We start from the raw sequence: 24,260 nt of genomic DNA on the forward strand, positions 1-24,260 counted from the left end.
CTCATTCTAGCACAAAAGACGTAACCGCGGGAGGGTTACGCCTTAAGCTATTATTGTTCGTTTTCACCTTCTGGCTGAGCATCGGCAGATTCCTCTTCATCGACCTCAGCTGCTTCCTGCTGCTGCGGAGGAAGGATTGAAGCCACAACCTCATCTGACTCATGATTAAAGGAGTAGTCACCGCCAGCAGGCAAATCCGCAATCGTCAGTACTTCATTTACATCGAGGCTTGAAATATCAGCCTCAATCGTTTGCGGAATGGCTTTTGGCTTGGCCTTTACAGTAAGTGCATATAACGGCTGCTGCAGTACGCCTCCGTTTTTCACTCCAATGGCTTCTCCGGTCAGATGAATCGGAACTTCCACTTCAATGTCCTCACTCATATTAACTACTTGAAAATCAGCATGAGTGATTTCATTTTTCAGCGGGTCCGTCTGCAGGTCTGTTACCATGACTGAGTGTTTTTCTCCGCTGACCTCAAGCGTAATGACTGCATTTTTGCCTTCGTCCCTCAGCGTTTTGATGAGCTCCACACTGTCTAATGACACAGGTTTGTTACCCGTATCCTTCCCATATATGATACCTGGAACATGTCCTGAAGTACGGATATTCCGAAGAGACGAACGAGTAAAGTCCGTTCTTTCTTTTGCCGTTAAAGTTGCCATATTCAGCACCATCCTATTGTCGTTTTAGTTGTCCTATTACAAACAATACCCATAACGATAAGGATTTAAACCTCGAAAAATGGTTTAGCTGAACAGATAGCTGACTGATTGCTGCTCATGAACGCGAATAATTGCTTCTGCCAGAAGCGGTCCGACTGAAAGCTGCCTAAAGCGTTCAATTTTCTTTTCTTCGGGAAGCTTGATGCTGTTTGTCACAACAAGCTCTTTAATTGTTGAATTATTAATCCGTTCTACCGCAGGGCCTGATAGTACAGGGTGTGTACAGCATGCATATACTTCTTTCGCTCCGTTTTCAACGAGCGCATTAGCAGCAAGTGTAATCGTACCTGCAGTATCAATAATGTCATCGATGAGGATAGCAGTCTTCCCTTCGATGTTACCTACAATATTCATGACTTCCGCCACGTTTGGACGCGGACGGCGTTTATCGATAATCGCAATTGGCGCTTTTAGTCGGTCAGCCAGTTTGCGGGCACGTGTCACACCGCCATGGTCTGGTGAAACAATGACGATATCTTCAAGATTTTTGCCTTCAAAATATTCTCCTAAAATCGGAACACCCATTAAGTGGTCAATCGGTATATCAAAGAATCCTTGAATTTGCGGCGCATGCAGGTCAAGTGCAATCACACGAGTCGCACCGGCTGTTTCAAGCAGGTTAGCGAAAAGTTTAGCTGTGATTGGCTCACGGGATCTTGCTTTTCTGTCTTGACGCGCATAACCGTAATAAGGAATAACAATGTTAATCGTTTTTGCAGAAGCGCGTTTTAACGCATCTACCATAATCAGCAGTTCCATAATATGCTCGTTAACGGGGTCACTTGTAGACTGGATGATGTAACAATCACATCCGCGAATACTTTCTTCGATATTAATTTGGACTTCCCCGTCACTAAATCTTGTGACAGAACATTTCCCTAATTGAACTCCAACTATATCTGCGATTTCTTTTGCAAGCTCTGGATTCGAATTCAAAGAAAAAATCTTTAAATTCTTATCTCCGTATTGATTAGACATGGATAAACCTCCGAATTTAGGATTATTTTTTATGAATATTTTTCACATAATCGTCTTTATTTACTTGTCTCGCTCTGGCAATAGCAAGTGCTTTTCCAGGTACATCTTCCGTAACAGTTGAACCTGCCGCCACATAAGCGCCTTCTCCGACTGTGACAGGGGCAACCAAGTTGGAATTACAGCCGATAAACGCGCCATCTTCAATTTTTGTCAAATACTTATTCTTTCCATCATAATTGACAGTAATTGAACCGCAGCCCAGGTTTACATCAGTGCCTACCTCAGCATCGCCGACATAGCTTAGATGAGATGCCTTGCTTCGGTCTCCGAATTGAGTCTTTTTAATTTCTACAAAATTCCCGATCTTCACTTCATTCCCGATGACAGAATCAGGTCTGATGTGAGCAAAAGGTCCTATGTTTACATCATTCCCCACTTTACTGTGATTGACTACCGATTGTTTAATAACCGTACGGCTGCCAATGGCACTATTCATAATCTCCGTATGAGGGCCAATAATCGTATCTTCTCCGATTTGCACCTCACCTTTAATCACAGTTCCAGGGTAAATCACAGTATCGCTTCCGATAACAGCGTCAGGAGAAATATACGTATTCATCGGGTCGATCAACGTCACGCCATTTTGCATATGCCGTTTATTAATGCGCTCTTTCATAAATTGTTCTGCCTGAGAAAGAGCAACTCTATCATTAACTCCGAGCGTTTCTTGGAAATTACCAGTCTGGTAAGCGGCAACAGTTTCGCCTTCATTTTTAAGAATCTCTATGACATCCGGCAAATAATACTCGCCTTGGGCATTATCATTAGACACCTGATCAATAGCCCGAAATAGCGCTTCATTGTCAAAACAATACGTACCGGTGTTGATCTCAGTTACAAGACGTTCTTCTTCAGAGGCGTCCTTATGCTCAACGATTTTTTGAACCGCTCCGTTTTCGCTGCGAATAATGCGGCCGTATCCAGTTGGATCTTCTGCAACCGCAGTTAAAATCGTAGCTTTCGCTTCTCTTTGTGCATGTTCTTTCAGCATCTGTTCCATCGTCTCTGCTGTCAAAAGCGGCGTATCTCCGCAAATGACAATTGTGACGCCTTTTTCGTCAGCAAGAAATGGCTGTGCCTGTTTTACAGCATGAGCAGTGCCAAGCTGTTCTGCTTGAAGCGCGTACTCGCTTTTATCACCAAGCTGCTTTTTCACTTCTTCCGCACCATGTCCGACAATCGTGACAAGCTTCGATAAAGATAATTTTAAGGCTTCGTCCACGACGTGCTCTACCATAGGCTTACCGCAAACTGGATGAAGGACTTTATAAAGCTTCGATTTCATTCTCGTTCCTTGTCCAGCCGCTAAAACAACTGCAAACCGCTTATCCATTTATTGGCCTCCAATATCCCTTTTATCCATAGAAAAATATATCCTAAATATCTTCTGATTTCAAGGAGACTTCATGAAGTGCAAGAATTTTCTATTGAGTGCAACTAAGTTTGAAAAATCAGAATTAAAAAAGGACCGCCGGCAAAAGGCTTATGTCAGCCCTTTCAGCAGTCCTTGCTTTTTGGTTATTTTTTAAGAAGCTCCAGCTTCTTCGAATTCTAATGCTTCAGTGTCACCCAGACGATGATACTCATTTAACACGGCATCTTGAATCTTTCCTCGCGTGCTTGAATTAATAGGATGAGCAATATCGCGGAACTCTCCATCAGGGGTGCGTTTACTCGGCATCGCAACGAAAAGACCATTGTTTCCATCAATCACACGAATATCATGTACAACAAATTCGTGATCCAGCGTGATGGATGCAATCGCTCTCATGCGACCATCGGTATTCACGCGGCGTAATCTTACGTCAGTAACTTCCACAGTAGTTCACCACCTTTTCCCTATATAAAAGCATTAGTGTATCAATTCCACGATTTTTTCTGAAATCCTGCTCGTTTTTAAAATATTTTTTGAAAAAATAGGATATAGTTACACAATTAGGTCATAAAGCTTTCATTTCGGGCATAAGGTAAATAAAAAAGTGATCCCGGGCTCTCCCAGAATCACTTTTCTTATTATTTCACCAGTGCAATAACTTCAATCTCGACTAACGCATCCTTCGGGAGTCTCGCGACTTCAACACAAGATCTCGCCGGTTTGTGAGTGTCAAAGTATTGTCCGTACACTTCGTTTACTTCCGCAAACTGTTCCATATCCGCGATAAATACAGTTGCTTTTACAACTGTTTCAAAAGAAGCACCCGCTTCTTCCAGAACCGCCTTTAAATTGCTGAATACTTGATGAGTCTGCTCCTTAATATCGCCGTTCACCATTTCGCCTGAAGGAGTCAAAGGGATTTGGCCTGAGCTGTAAAACATATTGTTGACGATAATCCCTTGTGAATAAGGCCCGATTGCCGCTGGCGCATGTTTTGTGTGGACTGCTTTTGTCATGATTCTGTCTCTCCATTCTTTAAAAGATTGTCTTTAAGAAAACGCAGAAAATTGCCATTCTGAATTTCAATGGACTTCTCTTTCATGTTGATGGTTGAAAGAGTAAGAAGTGACATATATTCGTCAACAAGACGTTCATCTACTCCTTCGGCTTCAACTAAGACGCCGATTCCCGCCACATTTGCGTTAAACTCATCCAACAGATTAATCATACCATTAATGGTGCCGCCTGCTTTCATAAAGTCATCAATAATGAGTACGTTTGACCCCGTTTTCATGCTTCTTTTCGCAAGTGACATTGTTTGAATGCGGTTTGAGGAGCCTGAAACGTAATTAATGCTGACTGTGGAGCCCTCTGTTACCTTATTGTCTTTACGAACGATCACAACAGGTACATTCAAATAACTTGCAGCTGCATACGCAAGAGGGATGCCTTTCGTGGCAACGGTCATGACAACATCAATTTCGCGCTCTGCAAACACGGAAGCAAACAGCTTCCCTACCTTGGAGAGTACAGATGGCTTTCCTAAGATATCCGTTAAATATACATAACCGCCCGGAAGGATACGCTCAGGATTTGCCAGCGACTGTCCAAGTGTCTGCACAAACTCTTCAGCTTCAGCCTGCTTCATTTTCGGAATATATTTAACGCCTCCGGCAGCTCCGGGAACAGTAAGCAAAGTACCAATCCCCTGCTGTTCAAAGGTTTGTTTAATAATTGTTAAATCTTCACTGATCGATGATTTTGCAGATTCATACCGCTCAGAGAAAAAGGTTAGCGGTATTAACTCGTGCGGATGGGTTAACAAATAATTTGTTAAGTCCACCAATCTGCCGCTGCGACGAAACTTCATGAACTTACCCCCAAAATCCGAATATTTTAAGATCAATATAACTTAACATACGGATTTAATCAAGAGCGTTCTGTTCGCCGATCATTCTCACCGCATAAACTTGATCGCAGAAGCCTCTTAACCCGTTATAAATTCTCTGCACCTTCGACTCATACTGAACCAGTCCAAACACTGTCGGGCCGCTCCCGCTCATTAACACGGCATCTGCACCAAAGCGTTTCATCTGGTTTTTGATCATTGCAACTTCAGGATGCATATCGAGCGTAACAGATTCAAGCACATTGCCTAAACGGCTGCACATCTCCTGAAAACTCTTTTCTTCTATCGCCTCGATCATTCCTTGTACATCGGGATGCTCTATACCATCCAGTTTCAGCGCTCTGTACACTTCAGCAGTTGAAACACCGATAGTCGGCTTCGCTAAAATGACCCAGCAGTGCGGAGGCGTGCTGATATGTTTAATTTTCTCGCCGCGCCCTGTTGCTAATGCAGTTCCGCCATAGACACAAAATGAAACGTCAGAGCCAATTTCCGCTCCAAGCTCAGCAAGCGTTTCCGCAGACAGATTTAAATTCCACAGTCTGTTCAGCCCTCTGAGCGTCGCCGCCGCATCACTGCTCCCGCCGGCAAGACCGGCAGCCACCGGAATTACCTTCGTAATCATGATGGAAACTCCCTTTTTCACGTTGTATCTGTCCTTGATCAGCTTGGCAGCCTGATAAGCTAAGTTTCTTTGGTCATCAGGCACAAATCGGTTGTGGGAGGAAACCCTCACTTCATCCTCTGCAAGCTCCGTCAATTCAATTCGATCAGCTAAATCAATTGTCGTCATGATCATTTCGACTTCATGATAGCCATCCGGGCGTTTTCGGGTGACGTCAAGTGACAGATTGATCTTAGCTGGCGCTTTTTCTAAAATACGCATAGCTTTCACCTACTTCTCCATCTAAACATAAGTATGAACATTGTATCACATTTGAAGTACAGGATGAACATATCCATATTCAGCCCATTATGTATTTATATCCAAAATAAAAAAACCAGGGAACAGCACGTCCCCCAGGTCACATCCTTATCGGTTATTCTGATTCTGAGCCATTTGCTGTTCGGCGATTTCAATAGCACGCTTCACCATGTTACCGGCATCGCGAGCCCGAATTTCGCCCCAGCCGCCATTTTTTACTGTGTCATAAAAACCAAGGTCTTTAGCCAGCTCATATTTAAACTCATCTGACATAACTCCACGACGTCTGCCCAAACGAAACAACTCCTTTTTTAGAAGTGATAGCCATTCGTGCACGTCACGATAATATGTGACTGTTTTATCTTTTGTTAAATCAGATGGAACTTTCGTTAAAATTATTGGAAACCAAAAAAGGGCAAAACAAAAAGCAGTAAACAAAAGGTTCACTGCCCGTTAAAATGCCACTGAGCTTGCGGCGTCATCATTAAATGTCAGCTCAACAGTCTCAGTCAAAATATCAGCATAACTGTATGAAACTCTTTCAAACGAGTTCTCGTCTTGATCTAGTTGTATCACAAAAACAGAAGGGTACGTCTCAGCTAAAATGCCCGAACGCTCAATCGTTTTTCGGCGGCCACCGTTTGCTTTTAACGTCAGCCTTTTACCTAAATTCCCATCAAGCGATCTTTTAATATCGGACAACGTCTTCGCCATTGCATCCACCTCACTACATTTATTGTACAACACGAGCCCATTTTTGTCAAATAAAATTTAAATTATATCAACGTTAATAAGACGTTGTCAATAAAATTATTTTGACAAAATTCTATGATTCCTCAATTATGTTCCGCAAGTTTCGGTAAATTATGTATCATTATGTAAAATAAAAAACCCGCATAGCTCTCCTATGCAGGTTTTCAACTGTTAATTGGACTTATAAGGCATACCAATTCTCAGAACTCCTCTTGTTTCAATACCTCCAAGCCCTTTCTCTCTTGTCAGCGTATTACGGAGCACTTCCCATACATTAATCCGTTCCATAAACGGCGTAAAGCTGATCTTCGCGACGATATATACCGGATCAAGCGCATGAATATTGACTCTTGACGGTGAACTTGCAAAATTCGCACCCGCTCTGATGAGTGATTCAAAATGGGATTGGCAGGCCCCCGCAAAAATAACAAGCTGATCTAAGTGAGGGATCTTTTTTCGGGCTGTTTGAACAGTTTCAACAAAGTGCTTAGAATGTCTGTACGCATTCAAATCATCAATGCCGCCCTTTTGCTTCGAATACGCATCATGCCCTGTGATCACCAGGATATCAGGTCGATATTTGTCGAGCAATTCTTCAATAGAAGCAGACATTTTCTTTTCATGGCAATGGATGCCATAGACCGGCACTCCAATTTTTTTATAGACATTCAGGCATTTTTTCAGATATGCTTCGTCACCATCCAGATGAAGCACTTTGCCCGGCATATGGAAATAATGCTCCTGATGCTGATATTGGCTTGTCGCATAGTACTCCTGCTTTTCTCTGAGCAGCTTATAATCTTGGCGGAGCAATTCGAGCGACTCATTCATTCTGCTCTCATCTTTCTTTTTCCGCATCATCTGCTCATCCTTTTTCACTGCCACCAGATCAGAAAAATCCGAATCAGCAATCAGCCTGACTTCATCTCCATGCAAAATGGCAATTGAATTTCCTTTGCTTGTTTGCTCTATTCCTATAATTCGAAACAAAACATCCATCTGATAGGATTTTCTGGCTACCATATCCCCTATTTGAAATTGCACGTTCCTCACTCCACACATAGACTAAGCCTCATCATGAAAGAAAGAGCCTTGAGAAAGCGCCTTTTTTCGCTGAGTCCAAGTTTTTTCTTATCATTGAATGAAAGGTCCTTCTCTAGCCTATGTAGCGGCAGTCCATGTGGTGCGCAAAACAAAAAGCCCTTTTAGAAAAGGGCTTTATACAATCCGTTAGACAGCGCTGCGAATTCCTCAATAGACAGGGATTCACCTCGGCGCTTACCGTCAATATTTGTTTCTTCGAGCACTTGTTCAATCGTTGATTTTTGTGCTTTTCCTTCAGGCAGATTGTTAACTAAGTTATTGAGCAGCGTTTTACGGCGCTGTGCAAAGCTTGCCTTGATGAGCTGAAAGAAAAAGGATTCGTTTTCCACGTCCACTGCCGGGCCGTCTCGGAGAATCAGACGAATGACTGCGGAATCGACATTAGGCTGAGGAACAAATACGGTTTTCGGGACGATCATCACCGTTTTGGCTTCTGTATAAAACTGCACCGCGATTGAAAGCGAGCCGTATTCCTTAGATGAAGGATCAGCCGCCATGCGCTCAGCCACTTCTTTTTGCAGCATAACCACAATCCCTTTCAGCGGAAGATGTTCTTCAAGCAGTTTCATGATAATCGGTGTTGTTACGTAATAAGGAAGGTTGGCAACTACCATGATCTCATCACAATCTTGAAATTGTTCTTCAATGACTGATTTGACATCAGCCTTTAACACGTCCTGATGAATGACAGTGACATTTTCGTAAGGTGACAGTGTATCCTTCAGAATCGGCAATAATCGCTGGTCAATCTCAAATGCCACGACCTTTTTCGCCCGCTTGGCAAGCTGTTCGGTTAAAGCCCCGATTCCCGGGCCGATTTCAATGACACCTGTTTTCTCCGTCACTTCCGCGTGATCAACAATTCTGTTTAAAATGTTCGTATCAATTAAGAAATTCTGTCCTAAGCTCTTTTTAAAAGAAAAACCGTATTTCTTCAGTATCTCTTTCGTTCTAATCGGTGTCGCAATATCTTTATTCATTCTGTTCCTCCCGCATAACGGTATCGAGCGCACTCATAAAATCACTTTTTTTAATTTGAAACATTTGCAGCCGTTTTTGAAGCTGTTTGCCATTTGTATAGCCGATTTTCAACAGATCACCCAGTCGTTCCCGGCGGCATTTGGCCGCATGCCCGCCTATTAGTCCGGCATGAATCAAATCCTCAGCTGAAATGTCACTCGGCTGCGCTTCCATCTCCTCATGCACATTTTCTAAACATGCCCTAATGCTTTCAACCGATGCATGCTCCACACCAATTCCCCGCTTGTTTTTAGGTTTGGCAAGATGTTTTGGCAAAAATGCATGCTTACAGCCGGGTACAGCCTCTGAGATGGTTTTGCGAATCTTCTCTCCCGGAAAGTCCGGATCCGTTAAAATAATGACGCCTCTCGTCTTCTGGGCCAAACGGATTTGGTCAATCACATGATCATCGATGGCTGAACCATTTGTTTCAATTGTGTCTGCATCAACAGCCAATTTGATGCGGGCCGTATCGTCACGCCCCTCGACCACAATGATCTCTTTAATTTTCATTATTTCCTCCAAGACAAAATAAAAACTTTTGTATATTCATGAAACTTTTTCTTATATCGAGCGTCTAATAAGCAGAAAATGCACTTTGTCTATTATAACGAAAAAAACAGAGGGCGCAAAACCCTCTGAATACATAAGTATATACTAATTTAAGATTTTAATTTTGACTGTTTTATTTCCCCATCGGTACGCCGATGATTTCTCTGGGAAAAAGACGTCTATCTTGTTCCCTTTAATCGCTGAACCGGTATCTGCAGCAATGGCATATCCATAGCCTTCCACGTGGACTTTGGAGCCTAGCGGAATGACATTTGGATCCACAGCGATGACTTTGGCATTCGGATTATTTTTTAAATTGACGCCTGTCGCTGTATGTCCTGAACAACCGCTGCAGCTTGCCGTATAAGCCGTAGATGATACAGTCATGACTTTGCCTGTTGATTCATTGCTGCGGGACACAACTGTTTTTGAATCACCTGAAGCACTGACCGTTTCAAATTTTGGACTGCTTTGCTTTGTGCCGACAGCAATCACTTTATCTTTGCTTTGTTCAGCTGTTTCTTCTTTTACAAGCTCTCTGGACACTTCTTTACCGTTTTCTTTAACGACTTCGAAATGTTTTTTTAGCTTGCCTTCTTTTCCTTTTTGGACGACCTTTTCTTTCCCTTTTTCAAGAGAAGCGTCTTCTTGCTTTTTCACATCGAACGCAATCTTCTCTTCAACTACATCGGTGACCTTTTCGATACGAGTAATTGTAATATCAGCCTTTCCTTTCGTCAGCTTTGCATCTAACGCAGGCTTGATTTTATCTTCGTCTTTTATGTTCATCTTTTGCTGTTTTAAAAAGTCAGCGACCGTAGTCGAAGTCGTCCAGATCTTCTTTTGTTTCCCTGCATCATTCACAGTAACCTGAAATGCGGGCTCTATGTTAATCTTCATGTCTTTCGAAATATCCGTATCTATTGCGGGATCAATTTGATCTTGTTCTTTCACATCAACATCTTGTTCGTCCAGTAATGCACCGACCGTTTTTGCTGTTGACCATAACGTCTTTTCTTCCCCGTTTATTGTAAGCTTCACAGGTTTTGCAGCCTCATACACAACGTCCATGTCTGCTGTTATCTTTGTCTGTTTAGCAGGTGTGATCTTGTCTTCGTCTCTTGTCTTTATATCAAGCGTCTCCAAAAGATCACCGACTGTATTTGCATGTGTGCGTATATGTTTCTTTTTGCCATTGATAGAAACTGAGACTGATTGTTTCGTCAGCTCATGAGCCGCGTACGCAGTCCCGCTTCCTGCCAAAAGCAAACAAGCAGCAACCAGAATGACTTTGCTTTTGCTAAGCTTTACGGAAAACAGCTTTTTCATTTTTTGTGTGATGAAAAACGCCTCCTTCTCCTCGGAGAGATTATATAGAGTATCTAAAAGGCTGTCAACCCTCCCTTCTCTTTCTCCCAAAAGCTCAGTGTCCTCTTCATTATCCTGAAATACACTGAGAAACGGAAGAAAGACTTGTCGACAAACCTATCCTATGAGGAGAAGAAAGCATGTAGAACTTTTATAGAAAAACGCTGTAAGGGACAAGCTCTTACAAAACCCGCTAGCGTTTTTTGTCAGTTTATACGGAAAAGTCTTTTCGCATTTTCAGTCGTGATTGACGCAATCTCTTCAAAGGTCATTTCTTTTAATTCGGCGATTTGTTCTGCCACATATTTCACATAGCTTGGCTCATTTCTTTTCCCGCGGAAAGGGTGCGGTGTGAGAAACGGGCAGTCCGTTTCAATCAGCAGCCGGTCATTGGGAATTTCCTTCACTACTTCCTTCGGTTTCTTCGCATTTTTAAATGTCACCGGTCCTCCAAATGACAAATAAAAATTCATTTTCATGCATTCTCTTGCCACTTCCGCACTTCCTGTAAAGCAGTGCATGATTCCGCCCACAGCTTCTGCGCCTTCCTCTTTTAAAATGGTCACGACATCCTCCGTTGCATCACGGTTATGAATGATAATAGGCAAATTGACCTCTTTCGCTAAGGCGATTTGTTTTCTAAACACCTCTTTTTGAATATCTTTAGGTGATTTATCCCAATGATAATCCAGTCCCATTTCCCCTATCGCTACCACTTTCTCATGAGCAGAAAGCTCTTTAATCCACGCTAAGTCTTCCTCTGTCATGTCAATAGCGTCAACAGGGTGCCAGCCAATGGCTGCATAAATAAAATCATATTCCTCAATCATTTCCATCGCACGGGTAATCGTCGGACGGTCAAAACCAACTACGACAATTCGTTCAACTTTTTCAGCTTTTGCCCGTTCAATAACCTCATCCAGATCAGTATCATATTGTTCTGCATTTAAATGCGCGTGAGTGTCAAACAACATAAGTGAAAAACTCCTTTCTTGTCGAAACACAAAAGGTGTTCGACGAATTGTTACACGTGAAACACCTTTTGTTTTATCATTATTTAATTCTTGTGCCTTTTGGTAACGACTGATCGATAGACACGACCTTTAAAACGCCGTCTGCTTCTCCTGCAAGGATCATACCTTGAGAAAGCTCTCCTCTGAGTTTAACCGGTTTTAGATTTGTTACACAAACGAGTTTTTTTCCAACAAGCTCTTCAGGCGTATAATGCTTCGCAATGCCGGATACCACTTGGCGCTTTTCAAAACCAAGATCAAGCTGCAGCTTCAATAAACGGTCTGCTTTTTTCACTGGCTCTGCCTCAATGACCTCAGCTACGCGAAGCTCTACATCCATGAATTGATCAATCGTAATTTCAGGTAAACGATCGACCTCTTGCGGCTCTTCTTCTCTTGTTTCTTCTTTCGCTGGTGCCGAACCTTGCATTTTCCCTTTGATGTAAGCAATTTCTTCTTCTGCCTCTAAACGAGGGAACAACGGCTCGCCTTTTTGTACTTTTGTATCTTTCAGCTGGCCGAAAGCTGTAATGCTGTCCCAAGCTTTTAGAGAGTCATCAGTAATGCCTAGCTGCTCGAACATTTTTTCAGGTGTTTTTGTTAAGAATGGCTGAAGCAGTACCGCTGAAATACGCAATGATTCAGCGAGATGATACATAACTGATCGCAATTCTTCTTCTTTTGCCGGATCTTTCGCAAGCACCCATGGAGCTGTCTCATCAATGTATTTGTTTGTGCGGCTGATGAGCTGCCATAAAGTCGAAAGTGCTACCGAGAACTCCATATTTTCCATTGCTTTCTCATAAGCTTTCACTGTTTCTTCAGCAACAGAAGTGAGCGTTTGGTCAAATTCCGTAACAGCACCTTTGTAAGAACCAATTTGTCCGTCAAAATACTTATTGATCATCGCAACAGTACGATTCAATAGATTTCCTAAATCATTCGCTAAATCATAGTTGATTCGCTCAACAAATCCTTCCGGCGTGAAAACACCGTCAGATCCGAACGGCACTTCGCGAAGCAGGTAATAGCGAAGCTCGTCTAAACCATAGCGCTCAATTAATGTAACCGGATCTACAACGTTTCCTTTTGATTTCGACATTTTTCCGTCTTTCATCAAAAGCCAGCCATGCGCGAATACTTGCTTTGGCAGCGGAAGATCCAGCGCCATCAGCATAATTGGCCAGTAAATAGTATGGAATCGTACAATCTCCTTACCGACTAAATGAACATCGGCAGGCCAATATTTTTGATAAAGCTCATCATTTTCTGTATCATAACCGAGTGCCGTTAAATAGTTAAATAGTGCGTCAATCCAAACATATACAACATGCTTTGGATTTTCCGGCACCTTCACGCCCCAATCAAAAGTGGTACGTGATACTGCCAAATCCTCAAGTCCAGGTTTGATAAAGTTATTAATCATTTCGTTTTTGCGTGATTCTGGCTGAATGAATGTCGGGTTTTCTTCATAGTATTTCAGAAGACGATCCGCGTATTTCCCCATGCGGAAGAAATAAGATTCCTCTTTGATCAATTCAACTGGGTGACCGCTGTCAGGGCTTTTTCCGCCGATGACCTCTCCCTTTTCATTCCGCTCAATATCAACGAGCTGAGTTTCCGTGTAGAACGTTTCATCAGGGATGCTGTACCAGCCTTCATACTCATCAAGATAGATGTCCCCGTTATCAAGAAGCTTTTGAAACACTTTTTCAATGACAACTTTATGCCGTTTTTCTGTCGTGCGGATAAAGTCGTCGTTTGAGATTTCAAGCTGCTTCCACAGTTTTTGAATATCTGCCGCTGCGCGATCCACATACTCCTGAGGTGTAATGTTTTCCTGTTCAGCTTTTTGCTGGATCTTTTGTCCATGCTCGTCCGTTCCCGTTAAATAGCGAACATCGAACCCTTTTAGTCTTTTGTAACGTGCCATTGCATCTCCCGCGACTGTCGTATATGCATGGCCGATATGTAATTTTCCGCTCGGATAATAAATCGGTGTTGTAATGTAAAATGTATTGTTTTCTTGCGGCATCTTGAAACCTCCTAATCAGAATGTCAAAAAGCTCCCGCCCAAAGGACGAGAGCGGCGATAAGTGCAAATCATATATGAATATTATTTATATTTATCCTTTATCTATGATACCATCTTAGCCTTTAAGATCAAGAATATATACATACGCCCTGAAAAAGAATAATTAAAATTAAAAATCTTTAATGAAAATAAAAAAAGTCTGTTCGTGTCGAATTTTGTCGTATATAATCAAATGAAATAAAAAACTTTGGTTCGAAAGTCTTGATTTAAAAGGATTTTTAGTAGGATAATAGCTTTATTAAATATTTATAAAATGCTGTTATTTCGGTAGTTTCTAAGACATTACTGACTATAAGAACTAATTCTTACAATCAATAGTAAACAAAATGATTGACGATTATTGGAAACCTTGTTATGCTATGAAGGTAAGGATTTTGTCGAATAATGACGAAGAAAAATATAATTTAAACAAATAAGTATCTCTTGGGAGGAGAATGTTTATGAAATCTACTGGTATTGTACGTAAAGTTGATGAATTAGGACGTGTAGTTATTCCTATCGAACTGCGTCGTACTCTTGGAATCGCAGAAAAAGATGCTCTTGAAATCTATGTTGATGATGAAAAAATCATCCTTAAAAAATATAAACCAAACATGACTTGCCAAGTAACTGGTGAAGTTTCTGATGATAACCTTAAACTTGCAGGCGGTAAATTGGTTCTTAGTAAAGAAGGCGCTGAGCAAATCATCAGCGAAATCCAAAACCAGCTTCAAAACCTTAAATAATCATTTCTTGTACAAAAAACGTTCTTGTTATGACACAAGAACGTTTTTTTATTGCTTAATATGGTAAGCATCGTACACTTCACGCTTTGGTACATTGCGATCGACTGCTGCTTTTTTAATGGCTTCTTTAGAAGTAGCGCCTTTCGAGATGTAATGCTCGACATGTTCTTTCGCAGTGAGGGTTTCCCACCATTGTTCTTCCTCATCTACCTCTTCATTATTACTTCCTTCTACAACAAGACAAAACTCGCCGCGTATCTGATCCTCGTTTGCCCATCCAATGACCTCGGATATCGTTCCTCGGATAAACTCTTCATATTTCTTAGTGAGTTCACGCGTTACAGCGATTTCCCGATCTCCTAATATCTCTGCCATCGCTGACAAGGTTTCCTTCAATCTGTGAGGCGCTTCATAAAAAATGATCGTTTCCTGCCGTTTTTTAAGGGCTTCAAGCTCCTTCTTCTTTTCTTTTTTCTGTCTGTTGAGAAAACCGTAAAAGAAAAAAGGCTGCGGTACAATACCTGAAGCAATAAGAGCTGTTAATGCAGCATTTGCTCCCGGCAACGGAACAACATAACCGCCTATATCCGTAAAATCTTTTACAATTTCGGCTCCGGGATCAGAAATCGTCGGCAGACCGGCATCACTGACAAGAGCAATGTTTTTTCCCGATTTCAGCCATTCAATAATTTTGTGCCCACTGCTTTCTTTATTGTGTTCGTGATAGCTGACGAGCGGTGTTTCAATTTCATATACATGACAAAGCTTTTTCGTTTGCCTCGTATCTTCCGCAGCAATCGCATCTACTGATTTCAGCGTGTCGATCGCCCGGAATGTCATGTCCTCTAGATTTCCGATTGGGGTTGGGACCAAGTAAAGAATTCCCATGTCCGACTTTCCATTAAAGCTCATTTGGCGCCTTAACATATACAGCCTCCTTGCTGTTCCGCTTTTCTTCTATATAAAGCTCTTTTTTCTTTCGAGTTAGTTTTTTGAAATAATATTCCGCCTGCATAGCTTCCCGCTTTGTTGAAAAGCTCTCGGCAAAAATTAATTCAACCGGACGTCTTACTTTTGTGTACTTTGCGCCCTTTCCATCATTGTGTGTTTTCACTCGTTTATGCAGATCGTTGGTATATCCGGCATACCAGCTATTGTCCTTACATTTCACGACGTAGAAGAAATGGTTATTTGTCTCCATATAAAATGGTCCTGATTTCTTTTGTATATTCATTTTGTTCATCATAAACGAATAAAGGAGGAAGAATTTTTAAATCCGGACGCCCGCCTTTGATACCTTCAACCAAAATGGTATTGGCTTCTTTCCCTTGCTTCGGATAGACAAATTGTACACGTTTTGGCTCGATTTGATAAGCCTTCATCAGTTCAAAAATCTCCAGAAGCCTTCCCGGCCGGTGAACAAGAGCTGCTTTTCCCCCTTGCTTGAGCAGCTTGCTGCTGACTGAAATGACATCCTCCAGCGTGCAGTGGATTTCATGTCTTGCGATTCGGAGATGCTCGTTCATGTTTTGTTCAGTTTGTTTCGGCGTTTTAAAATACGGCGGATTGCAGGTGACAACATCATATCGATTATGTCCAAGTTTCTCCGGCATGTTTTTCAGGTCATCATGTATGATCTGGATCTGATCGTCCAGCTTATTATACTCCACGCTGCGAACAGCCATATCATGCAGCCTTTCTTGAATTTCGACTCCCAGAATGTCTGCTTTTGATCTTGTACTGAGCAGCAGCGGCACAATACCATTGCCGGTGCATAAATCAACAATTTTCCCTTTTTGAATCGGAACGTACGCAAATTTGGACAGAAGCACAGCGTCCAACGAAAAAGCAAACACTGTTGGGCTTTGTATGATTTTCATGTCCTCTGCCAGCAAATAATCTAATCTTTCATCATCATGTAATGAAACCATCTTCTTATCCTTTCAGTACCTTTGAAAAAGGCTCCCGTCTTATGCGGAAGCCTTTTCCCTATTTTTTATTTAAGAATGACAGACAGAAAAGACAATCCTCTTTTCGAACACTTCCATAGTGGACATTGCAGATATGAAATCCTTCTTGATACAGACGTGCCAGATTATCATATCCTTCCCCTATATCAGTTTGCTCCGTCTTCTGTGTTTTTGATTCTTTTTTATCAGCTTTGAACTTTTCAATCTGCTGCGTCGTATCGTCCAGCCGTTTGCGCAAATGCTTGTTTTCAAGCTGTAAATGATGATTTTCCTCAATCATCTCACCGATATGCTGCTTCAAATCCCCCAGCTGCCGGTACAGTGAGCCAATTTGTTCTTCTAAGTTAATGACTGTATCAAATAACTCTTTTTTATCCAAGGTTCCACACCTCGTTAATCTGTGGTTTGTGCGGATACGACGCCCTCTTCCAAGAGCTCTTCCCAAGTATATTCTATCACTTTTTCACGGTTTATCAGTTCCACCTGAAGCACCCGTTCCAGAATATTTAGTCCGACGACCTTCGCGGGACCGTTTGCTGTCGTAATCATTTCTCCTATATCCGGAAGCTGTTCTTTTGCCGTCTCATACTCATCGTTCTCATATTTTAGACAGCACATCAATCGTCCGCAAAGACCCGAAATCTTCGTAGGATTTAAAGACAAGTTCTGATCCTTGGCCATTTTAATGGAAACGGGTTCAAAATCTCCAAGAAACGTTGAACAGCAAAGCATTCTTCCGCAAGGACCGATTCCTCCGAGCATTTTTGCCTCATCCCTCACTCCGATTTGGCGCAGCTCAATTCTTGTCTTAAAGATAGAAGCCAAATCCTTTACAAGCTCTCTAAAGTCGACTCGGCCGTCAGCAGTGAAGTAAAAAATGACTTTATTGCGATCAAACGTGAATTCAACATCGACCAGCTTCATATCCAAGCCATGCTCAATCACTTTCTTTTGGCAGATATCAAATGCTGATAGTGCTTCCTGTTTATTTTCTTCTACAATGAGAAGATCGCGCTCGTCAGCCACACGTATCACTTTTCGAAGGGGAAGCACCACATCATGCTCATCCACCTGTTTATTTGCAATTACGACCTGGCCGTACTCAACGCCTCTGACAGTTTCTACAATTACGCAGCTGTCATGTTCTATATGAAATCCATTCGGATCAAAATAATATATTTTACCCGCTTTCTTAAAGCGGACACCAATTACATTGTACAAGCTTATCCCTCCTGCAACATTAACACCAAGTGCTCCATTAATCCTTGTACATTCACATTGGAATGAAGCCGTTTCTTTGCTTCTAAAACAGCAAGTATCTGATTCGTAACGCTTTGTTGTGTTGATTGTAGCGCATGCTGTTTTATTGATTGGAATAAGTCTTGATAAATCAATTTATCTTCATTTCCTATTTGGATGGACAACACATCACGATATATCAATAAGAGCATATCAAGACCCATTTCTTGATGGGTTTTTTCTTTGAAAAAGGGCATCCATTGATCTTGAATAAAGAAAAAAGCATGTCCTTTCCGCTGGTGTAGGACTTCATACAATTTTATCACTTTCGCTCTAGACTCTGCAAACTCATCATTTCGACTTAATTCGACTGCTTCTGCTACATTATTGGTCATGTTGGCCAGAAGCCTTGCCATATGAGGCGAGACGTCCTGTTCGATCAGTCTATCTTCAATTGCTTTCGGTTGCAAAGGCTGAAAAGGAAGGGTTTGGCATCTTGAAATGATGGTATCCAATAACCTTTGGGGCTGCTCAGTGATGAGGACGGCCATTGTGTCTTTGTTCGGTTCTTCTAAAAATTTCAGCAGGCTGTTCGCCGCATTTGCTGTCATTTGATCTGCGTGCGAAATAATATACAGCTTTTTATGCGATTCAAGTCCTGTCTTAGAAAACTCTTCTTGGAGCGCTTGAATTTGCGCCTTTTTGATTGATAAGCCATCAGGCTGAACAAGATGGAGATCAGGATGGTTCCCTGACTCTATCCGTTTACAGTTTCGGCAGCTCTCACAAGGCTCCGCGCCATCCTCCAGACAAAAGAAGCTTTTTGCAAGAAGCAGCGCGGCATCAAGCTTGCCTGTTCCTTTTTTTCCCTCAAACAAATAAGCGTGTGATAGTCTGTCCTTCTCAATACTATTATATAAAAGCTTCATCACTCTGGGCTGAAGCTCGTTCATTTCCTTCCAAGATATTGCCATTGTATCACTCTCTATGTGTAAAGGTTAATTAATAAACCTTTTATTTCGCCAATACGCTCCAGCAAATCAATTGCCGGTTTTTCCTGATCCATCATCTCTTCCGTAAGCTGTATCAATTTGTCATCTATTTCTTTCACAAGTCCCAGCGTTCTGCTGTTCCCGTAAAGGTCAAAGCTTTTCGATGTTTCATGTGAAAGGCCGCTGTCCACAGCTTCTTTGACAAAACGTTTCACAAGTCCTTTAAATCTCGCTAAGTCTTTAAAATTCCGAGATTTCGTTAGCCTTTTTCCGAATGCTTCTATATCAGATAACAGCCTGGTAAGCTGATCAAGCTTCATTTTGCTGCTTTGGTTTTCCATTGATGTTTTAAACGATGCCGTGATCTCAGATGTTTTCACAGAGGGAATCTGCTTATTATCTATAAATGTACGTATATCTTTATTAATTTTCACAGTTTCAGATCCTTAAAATTGATGAAATTCATCGACTGGAAGGACAAATACTGTCGCTCCGCCAACTTCAACTTCGACTGGATAAGGGACATAGGAATCAGCATTTCCGCCCATTGGAGATACAGGGGCAATCATCTGATCACGTTTCTGCCCGTTTTCTTTAATGAGACTCAACGCTTTATTGACGCGTATATCCTCGACACCGATCATAAACGTTGTATTGCCTGATTTAAGAAATCCTCCTGTCGTCGCAAGCTTTGTGACTCTGAAGTTGTGATCCGTTAAGGTTTTCAAAAGTCTGTTGCTGTCCTGATCTTGTACAACTGCCACTATCAATTTCATCTGTGAAGGCCTCCTTTAGATTGGAAACAACGTGATCTCGTTTACATTATTATATCAACTATTGGGAAACAGGTCACAATTGAATTTTTTTCAACGCTTCATCGATCACCTTTAGAACATCCTGAACGACGAGGCCTTTGGATTGCCCGGCATCAACTGAATGAAATCTTTCCGGAAATCGCTTCATCAGCTCTTGATAACCTTCTTGTACTTTTGTATGAAAGTCCAGTTTTTCTAAATCGAGCCTGTTTTTCTCCCGTGAGCCGTTTGCGTAAATACGCTTCAGTCCTTCTTCCGGATCAATTGAAAAATAAACCGTTACATGGGGCATCATATCTCCAATGGCAAATTCATTAATCGACAGAACCTCATCAATTCCAAGTCCTCTTGCATATCCTTGATACGCAAGAGAACTGTCTATAAATCTGTCGCAAAGAACGATAAACCCCTGTTCTAAAGCAGGTTTTACTTTTTCAACTAAATGCTGGCGCCTTGCAGCCGCATATAAGAGAGCTTCTGTTTTTGGGTCCATTAATGTGTTGTTCTCATTCAGAATAACCTCTCGAATTTGTTCTGCAATATCTATTCCGCCTGGCTCTCGAGTTGCCATAACCTGAAGGCCTTCTGCTGTCAGTATGTTTTTGATCTCCTGCAGAACAGTCGTTTTTCCTGCACCTTCAGGACCTTCGAATGTAATAAATAAACCGCTCATGATTTCTCCTCTTCTATATAAACAAGTAGTTGTTTCTCTTTGATTTTCATATTCCCTTGAACATGCGTTTTCATGCTGATCAAGCGGCTGAGCTTTTGCACACTTTCTTTTGTTATTCTTTCTCCCGCCATAATCATCGGGATACCCGGAGGATAAGGGATGATATCTTCTGCATTCAGCCGGCCAGTTGCTTCCTCAAAGTCCACATATTCTTTCTTAAACGAATGTAAGACCTTTTTTGGATAAGGCAAGACAGTAACAGGCTGCACTCCCCATTCTGCAGAAACAAACGCCTGATCCGGAGGCGTTTTCTCAATCTTTTCATCAATGCTTCTAATGGTTTCAGCATTTATTCTCCGTTTTCCCCCCAATGGGAGAACGAGCAGAACTTGATTTTCATCAGCAAGCTCAGTGAATATGTTGGCACGCTCTAATATGCTTTGCAGCGTATAGCCAGAATGCCCGCGTTTTGAACGAATTGTGAGCTTCAGCGGGTCCGTGATGATCAGTGGATTAGCAGGGTTAACAGCTTCTGCATTTGTAAGTGAATCAAACGTTTGTTTAAGTGTTTGTATCCGCTGCAGAATGTCAGAAAGCTTTTGTTCTTCTATAATATGCTGTACATAAGCGCGGGCAATATCTAACGAAGCCATTATCGGATAAGACGGGCTGCTGCTTTGTAATCGGTTTAAATACTCTGCCACCCGATCCCTGTTAATCCTGCAGCTGCTGTTAAGATGCAAATAAGAACCCATCGTCATGGCAGGCAACGTTTTGTGGGCCGACTGAACAACAATATCTGCCCCCATTTTTAAAGCTGAGACCGGAAAAGGCTCACCTAAAATAAAATGTGCGCCATGCGCTTCATCGACCAAAACAGGAATCCCGTAATGATGGGCTTCAGTAATGATCTCAGTCAAATCAGCACTATGTCCGTAATATGTCGGATTGGTCAGTACCAAGCCTTTCGCATCTGGATATGCTTCCAGGGCCTCTTTAATTGTTCCAAGCGGAACATGCGTAGGCACATGCATCGCTGAATCAACGTCAGGTGCAAGATAAACCGGCTTAGCACCGGCCAAATCAACAGCATGAAATACAGATTTATGACAGTTTCTTTGAACCAGAATTGTATCACCAGGTTCACAAACAGATAAAATCATCGCTAAGTTTCCGACAGTCGTACCATTTACCAGAAAAAAACTTTCCGCCGATCCATATAATTGACTGACAAGCTCCTGAGCTTCCTTAATCACCCCGGAAGGATGATGGAGATCATCCAATCCTGCCAGTTCAGTTACATCAATGGTGAGAAGCGGATCGAATATTGACTTAGCGTCATCAAAAAAGACATCTCCATTGTGATGTCCCGGAACATGAAATGAATGAGAATTTCTTCTCGCATGTTGAATTAATGCTTTATATAAAGGTGTGTTCATGAAAACAATCCTTTGAATGTGTCTTCTTACACCTTATTATATCGTGCCTCTGACAGAACTTAAAGCCAGACTTACTGGTAACTATCTTTCCTTTATTGTAAGCAGCTTTTGCTTCAGGTCGCCTTCCATCATCATGAGCTCTTCTTCTGCCTGACGGCGTTTGATTCGTCCTTCTTCTTGTATAGTCAGTGTTTCTTCAAGCGTGCTTATTAAGCTTTCCTGCACCTTCTTCAAGGTATCTATATCAACAAGGCCTCTTTCATTTGCCCGTGCAGTTTCAATTGTATTGGTTTTTAAAAGCTCCGCATTTTTCAGCAAAAGCTCATTGGTTGTATCAGATACTTTCTGTTGTGCATCCACTGCATTGCGCTGCCTTAAAAGCGTCAGCGCAATGGCAACTTGATTTTTCCATAACGGAATCGCTGTCACAATGGATGACTGAATCTTTTCAGCTAACGCTTGGTTTGTATTTTGAATCAGCCTGATTTGCGGTGCACTTTGAATTGTAACTTGCCTGCTCAGCAACAAATCATGCACCCTTTTATCTAACCGGTCAGCAAATTGAATTAAATCATTCACCTCTTGAACGGCCATTTGGTTATGATCACTCGATTCAGCCTGTTGCTTCAGTTCAGGAATTGTTTTCGTTTTTAATTCCTCCAGCTTCAGTTCTCCTGCAGCAATATAAACATTCAGCGCGGCAAAATATTCTTTATTTTTTTCATATAACTGCTCTAACAGCTTGTTGTCACTGATTAAAGCATTTTTAGAGTGCTCCAGCTTCAAGCTGATTCTGTCTATCTGCACACTGGTCTTTTGGTATTTAGACAGCACCTCTTGAAGAGAACTTGATACTCTTCCAAACATGCGTGCCAAAATACCCTTTTTCTTAGATTGGAGATCATCAGGATTTACTTGCTCCAGCTTTTTCATCAGCTCTCCAAGTATTTCGCCAATCTCCCCGACATCCTTCTTTTGAACATGATTAATCATATCATGAGAAAAGTTCAGCAGTTTAGATTGAGCTTGTGAACCGTATAAGACAATGCTTTGCATATTTTTATGATCAATCTGTCCAGCAAGCTGAATTGCTTTTTCCTTGTTTTCCTCAGGAAGAACATCAACAAGCCGTACTTGCTCTTTCTCTGCTTTTACAGCCTCCGAACCTGGTATCTCTATGTTACCACCAAAAGGATCTGCCAATAATTCATCTATATGAAGGTCGCTTTGGTCTCGGTTCATCGCTCTTACCCTCTTCCCTTATTTCTTTAATGAATGTTTTGCTGCGTCTAATTCAAACTGCAACTCGTCAAATTCATCATCCATTGCCTGAGTTAAATCTTCCTCTAAACGCTTGGTCAATTCAGTAAGAGTGATGCGTGTCTCACTTAACGACATCGACAGTTCTTTGCTTTTTTTTGGGTGAGATGATAGAAAAGCATACTTCTCTGTCAATTCAACAACCGAATCGAGAGTTTGATAAAAAAATCGTTCTGCCTGATAAAACCGCTTTGGCTCTTTTTTGGTGAGGAGATAAATCCTTCTCACAATCCTTAGCATTTCTGCATTTTGCTTAAACATTTGAATGCTTTTAGCCTGAAACAAGGTTTTCCTAAGACGGACCATTTTCTGCCTTGCTTCCTCTAAGTTTTTCTTAATGTAAGCATACTCTCTTCCTGTCAATTCATGCTTTTTAAGAAATAACCGTCTTGCATTCCAGATGCCAGCTATATATACGGCTGCTCCAGAAGCAAGCCCATAAACAATAGATAAAAAAAGCGACTGGTTTAAACCAAAAAAGCTCAATATTCCAATGAAAACAAAAGTCGCACTGCTAGTTAAACTCCACATCAAAAAGTGAAAAAATCTCTGCATGAGATAATCGACTCCTGTGTCTATACTCAGTTTTAATATTATTATCTACTACGTTCAATCCTTAAACAAGTTTCATCTTCTTTTTATTATTAAGAGTACAAAAAAAGACCTTTTCAGGTCTATGAATATAATGGCGGTGTATGAATGCTCTTTAGTTTTTTTACGTAAAACGCATAGTCAGGATCAGAAGTTGATGTAGAAATTACTTTTCTCTCACAATCTAAGCATATGAATTTCGTATAAAGATGAATGCCTCTATTCTTCTCTTGATCACAAATCACACATGTATGATTAAGTTTAACTGTTTCGTCCATCTTCTCCACCTCCGTACAATTAGCCTCCCCTTAAAACGGATATTGTATACACTATTTAGATCTTTTCGAAACTTGAAATTAGTATATGGGCTGTATAAGCCCTCGGTGTTTGTATTTGTTTGATTTTCTCGATCTTGAGTAAACAAAAAACCCAGCTCAATGAGCTGGGTTTAAGCTTGCTTGGCGGCGTCCTACTCTCACAGGGGGAAACCCCCGACTACCATCGGCGCTGAAGAGCTTAACTTCCGTGTTCGGTATGGGAACGGGTGTGACCTCTTCGCTATCGCCACCAAACAAATTGAGAGTGTTCTCTCAAAACTAGATAACAGGTGTGACATCAT

The 24,260-nt window shown here is 41.6% G+C and carries 29 protein-coding genes and 1 rRNA gene; 1 reads left to right on the forward strand and 29 read right to left on the reverse strand.

Annotated elements, in window-relative coordinates; all coding sequences use genetic code 11:
* Positions 1-50: 50 nt before the first annotated feature.
* The 15 genes from PUN35_RS14555 to metG form a co-directional block, all read right to left on the reverse strand.
* A complete protein-coding gene (locus tag PUN35_RS14555) occupies positions 51-665 on the reverse strand; it encodes a 50S ribosomal protein L25/general stress protein Ctc (RefSeq protein ID WP_003243443.1) in 615 nt (204 codons plus the stop codon).
* Positions 666-749: 84 nt separating this feature from the next.
* Complete coding sequence (locus PUN35_RS14560; protein WP_014478600.1) at positions 750-1,703, reverse strand: ribose-phosphate diphosphokinase; 954 nt, start codon at positions 1,701-1,703, stop codon at positions 750-752.
* A 22-nt stretch (positions 1,704-1,725) separates the two neighbouring features.
* Positions 1,726-3,096, reverse strand: a complete 1,371-nt coding sequence (glmU, locus tag PUN35_RS14565; protein WP_014478599.1) for a bifunctional UDP-N-acetylglucosamine diphosphorylase/glucosamine-1-phosphate N-acetyltransferase GlmU — start codon at positions 3,094-3,096, stop codon at positions 1,726-1,728.
* Positions 3,097-3,288: 192 nt separating this feature from the next.
* Positions 3,289-3,582 carry a septation regulator SpoVG gene (gene spoVG, locus PUN35_RS14570; protein ID WP_003218346.1) on the reverse strand — a complete coding sequence of 98 codons (294 nt, stop codon included), beginning with the start codon at positions 3,580-3,582 and terminating at the stop codon, positions 3,289-3,291.
* A gap of 194 nt (positions 3,583-3,776) precedes the next feature.
* A complete protein-coding gene (ridA, locus tag PUN35_RS14575) occupies positions 3,777-4,154 on the reverse strand; it encodes a 2-iminobutanoate/2-iminopropanoate deaminase (protein WP_003226738.1) in 378 nt (125 codons plus the stop codon).
* Entirely contained in the window at positions 4,151-5,008 is an 858-nt protein-coding gene (gene purR, locus PUN35_RS14580) for a pur operon repressor (protein WP_014478598.1), read from the reverse strand. The genes ridA and purR overlap by 4 nt, the downstream gene beginning before the upstream one ends.
* Positions 5,009-5,063: 55 nt before the next feature.
* Positions 5,064-5,933: a 4-(cytidine 5'-diphospho)-2-C-methyl-D-erythritol kinase gene (ispE, locus tag PUN35_RS14585; RefSeq protein WP_031600066.1), complete on the reverse strand. Its 870-nt coding sequence runs from the start codon at positions 5,931-5,933 to the stop codon at positions 5,064-5,066.
* Between the two features lie 147 nt (positions 5,934-6,080).
* A complete protein-coding gene (locus tag PUN35_RS14590) occupies positions 6,081-6,266 on the reverse strand; it encodes a small, acid-soluble spore protein, alpha/beta type (RefSeq protein ID WP_003218333.1) in 186 nt (61 codons plus the stop codon).
* Between the two features lie 159 nt (positions 6,267-6,425).
* Positions 6,426-6,686 (reverse strand): biofilm formation stimulator Veg, encoded by a 261-nt coding sequence (veg, locus tag PUN35_RS14595; RefSeq protein ID WP_003218330.1) that lies wholly within the window; start codon positions 6,684-6,686, stop codon positions 6,426-6,428.
* A 210-nt stretch (positions 6,687-6,896) separates the two neighbouring features.
* Positions 6,897-7,769: a sporulation-specific protease PrtG gene (prtG, locus tag PUN35_RS14600; protein WP_014475574.1), complete on the reverse strand. Its 873-nt coding sequence runs from the start codon at positions 7,767-7,769 to the stop codon at positions 6,897-6,899.
* Positions 7,770-7,930: 161 nt separating this feature from the next.
* Positions 7,931-8,809, reverse strand: a complete 879-nt coding sequence (gene rsmA / locus PUN35_RS14605; RefSeq protein WP_003226751.1) for a 16S rRNA (adenine(1518)-N(6)/adenine(1519)-N(6))-dimethyltransferase RsmA — start codon at positions 8,807-8,809, stop codon at positions 7,931-7,933.
* Positions 8,802-9,362: a ribonuclease M5 gene (rnmV, locus tag PUN35_RS14610; RefSeq protein ID WP_014478596.1), complete on the reverse strand. Its 561-nt coding sequence runs from the start codon at positions 9,360-9,362 to the stop codon at positions 8,802-8,804. Before rnmV ends, rsmA begins: the two co-directional genes overlap by 8 nt.
* Positions 9,363-9,506: 144 nt before the next feature.
* Positions 9,507-10,820, reverse strand: a complete 1,314-nt coding sequence (locus tag PUN35_RS14615) for a ubiquitin-like domain-containing protein (RefSeq protein ID WP_003226754.1) — start codon at positions 10,818-10,820, stop codon at positions 9,507-9,509.
* Positions 10,821-10,975: 155 nt separating this feature from the next.
* Entirely contained in the window at positions 10,976-11,743 is a 768-nt protein-coding gene (locus PUN35_RS14620; protein WP_014478595.1) for a TatD family hydrolase, read from the reverse strand.
* A gap of 79 nt (positions 11,744-11,822) precedes the next feature.
* Positions 11,823-13,817, reverse strand: coding sequence for a methionine--tRNA ligase (gene metG, locus PUN35_RS14625; protein ID WP_014478594.1), 1,995 nt, complete (start codon positions 13,815-13,817; stop codon positions 11,823-11,825).
* 494 nt (positions 13,818-14,311) lie between these two features.
* Here metG and abrB point away from each other — a divergent pair, with 494 nt between their 5' ends.
* Positions 14,312-14,602, forward strand: a complete 291-nt coding sequence (gene abrB, locus PUN35_RS14630) for a transition state genes transcriptional regulator AbrB (protein WP_003226760.1) — start codon at positions 14,312-14,314, stop codon at positions 14,600-14,602.
* A gap of 48 nt (positions 14,603-14,650) precedes the next feature.
* On the opposite strand, the gene rsmI is transcribed toward abrB, so the two are convergent.
* The 14 genes from rsmI to rrf form a co-directional block, all read right to left on the reverse strand.
* Positions 14,651-15,529: a 16S rRNA (cytidine(1402)-2'-O)-methyltransferase gene (rsmI, locus tag PUN35_RS14635; protein ID WP_003243457.1), complete on the reverse strand. Its 879-nt coding sequence runs from the start codon at positions 15,527-15,529 to the stop codon at positions 14,651-14,653.
* On the reverse strand, positions 15,504-15,803 hold the full coding sequence (locus PUN35_RS14640; RefSeq protein WP_003242983.1) for a GIY-YIG nuclease family protein: 300 nt from the start codon (positions 15,801-15,803) through the stop codon (positions 15,504-15,506). Before PUN35_RS14640 ends, rsmI begins: the two co-directional genes overlap by 26 nt.
* On the reverse strand, positions 15,790-16,533 hold the full coding sequence (locus tag PUN35_RS14645) for a tRNA1(Val) (adenine(37)-N6)-methyltransferase (protein WP_003244526.1): 744 nt from the start codon (positions 16,531-16,533) through the stop codon (positions 15,790-15,792). The genes PUN35_RS14640 and PUN35_RS14645 overlap by 14 nt, the downstream gene beginning before the upstream one ends.
* Positions 16,534-16,591: 58 nt before the next feature.
* On the reverse strand, positions 16,592-16,951 hold the full coding sequence (yabA, locus tag PUN35_RS14650; protein ID WP_003218308.1) for a replication initiation-control protein YabA: 360 nt from the start codon (positions 16,949-16,951) through the stop codon (positions 16,592-16,594).
* Between the two features lie 14 nt (positions 16,952-16,965).
* Positions 16,966-17,793 carry a competence/sporulation regulator complex protein RicT gene (gene ricT / locus PUN35_RS14655; RefSeq protein WP_003226767.1) on the reverse strand — a complete coding sequence of 276 codons (828 nt, stop codon included), beginning with the start codon at positions 17,791-17,793 and terminating at the stop codon, positions 16,966-16,968.
* A gap of 2 nt (positions 17,794-17,795) precedes the next feature.
* Positions 17,796-18,785 (reverse strand): DNA polymerase III subunit delta', encoded by a 990-nt coding sequence (gene holB, locus PUN35_RS14660; protein WP_003226770.1) that lies wholly within the window; start codon positions 18,783-18,785, stop codon positions 17,796-17,798.
* An 11-nt stretch (positions 18,786-18,796) separates the two neighbouring features.
* Positions 18,797-19,237, reverse strand: coding sequence for a YaaR family protein (locus tag PUN35_RS14665; RefSeq protein WP_009966249.1), 441 nt, complete (start codon positions 19,235-19,237; stop codon positions 18,797-18,799).
* A 12-nt stretch (positions 19,238-19,249) separates the two neighbouring features.
* Positions 19,250-19,579 (reverse strand): cyclic di-AMP receptor DarA, encoded by a 330-nt coding sequence (gene darA, locus PUN35_RS14670; protein ID WP_003242755.1) that lies wholly within the window; start codon positions 19,577-19,579, stop codon positions 19,250-19,252.
* Between the two features lie 73 nt (positions 19,580-19,652).
* Positions 19,653-20,291, reverse strand: a complete 639-nt coding sequence (gene tmk, locus PUN35_RS14675; protein ID WP_003226776.1) for a dTMP kinase — start codon at positions 20,289-20,291, stop codon at positions 19,653-19,655.
* On the reverse strand, positions 20,288-21,730 hold the full coding sequence (locus tag PUN35_RS14680; RefSeq protein WP_014478592.1) for an aminotransferase class I/II-fold pyridoxal phosphate-dependent enzyme: 1,443 nt from the start codon (positions 21,728-21,730) through the stop codon (positions 20,288-20,290). Before PUN35_RS14680 ends, tmk begins: the two co-directional genes overlap by 4 nt.
* Positions 21,731-21,811: 81 nt before the next feature.
* Positions 21,812-22,972, reverse strand: coding sequence for a toxic anion resistance protein (locus tag PUN35_RS14685; protein WP_014478591.1), 1,161 nt, complete (start codon positions 22,970-22,972; stop codon positions 21,812-21,814).
* Between the two features lie 18 nt (positions 22,973-22,990).
* Positions 22,991-23,605, reverse strand: a complete 615-nt coding sequence (locus PUN35_RS14690; RefSeq protein WP_014478590.1) for a 5-bromo-4-chloroindolyl phosphate hydrolysis family protein — start codon at positions 23,603-23,605, stop codon at positions 22,991-22,993.
* 119 nt (positions 23,606-23,724) lie between these two features.
* The gene (gene csfB, locus PUN35_RS14695) at positions 23,725-23,919 is read right to left on the reverse strand and encodes an anti-sigma-G factor (protein ID WP_003243294.1); all 195 of its coding nucleotides are present in this window, start codon (positions 23,917-23,919) and stop codon (positions 23,725-23,727) included.
* Positions 23,920-24,097: 178 nt separating this feature from the next.
* Positions 24,098-24,213: ribosomal RNA gene (gene rrf, locus PUN35_RS14700) — 5S ribosomal RNA — on the reverse strand.
* Positions 24,214-24,260 lie beyond the last annotated feature (47 nt).

Origin of the sequence: Bacillus sp. N3378-2at (assembly GCF_033412715.1) — a bacterium.
Lineage (GTDB): Bacteria > Bacillota > Bacilli > Bacillales > Bacillaceae > Bacillus > Bacillus subtilis.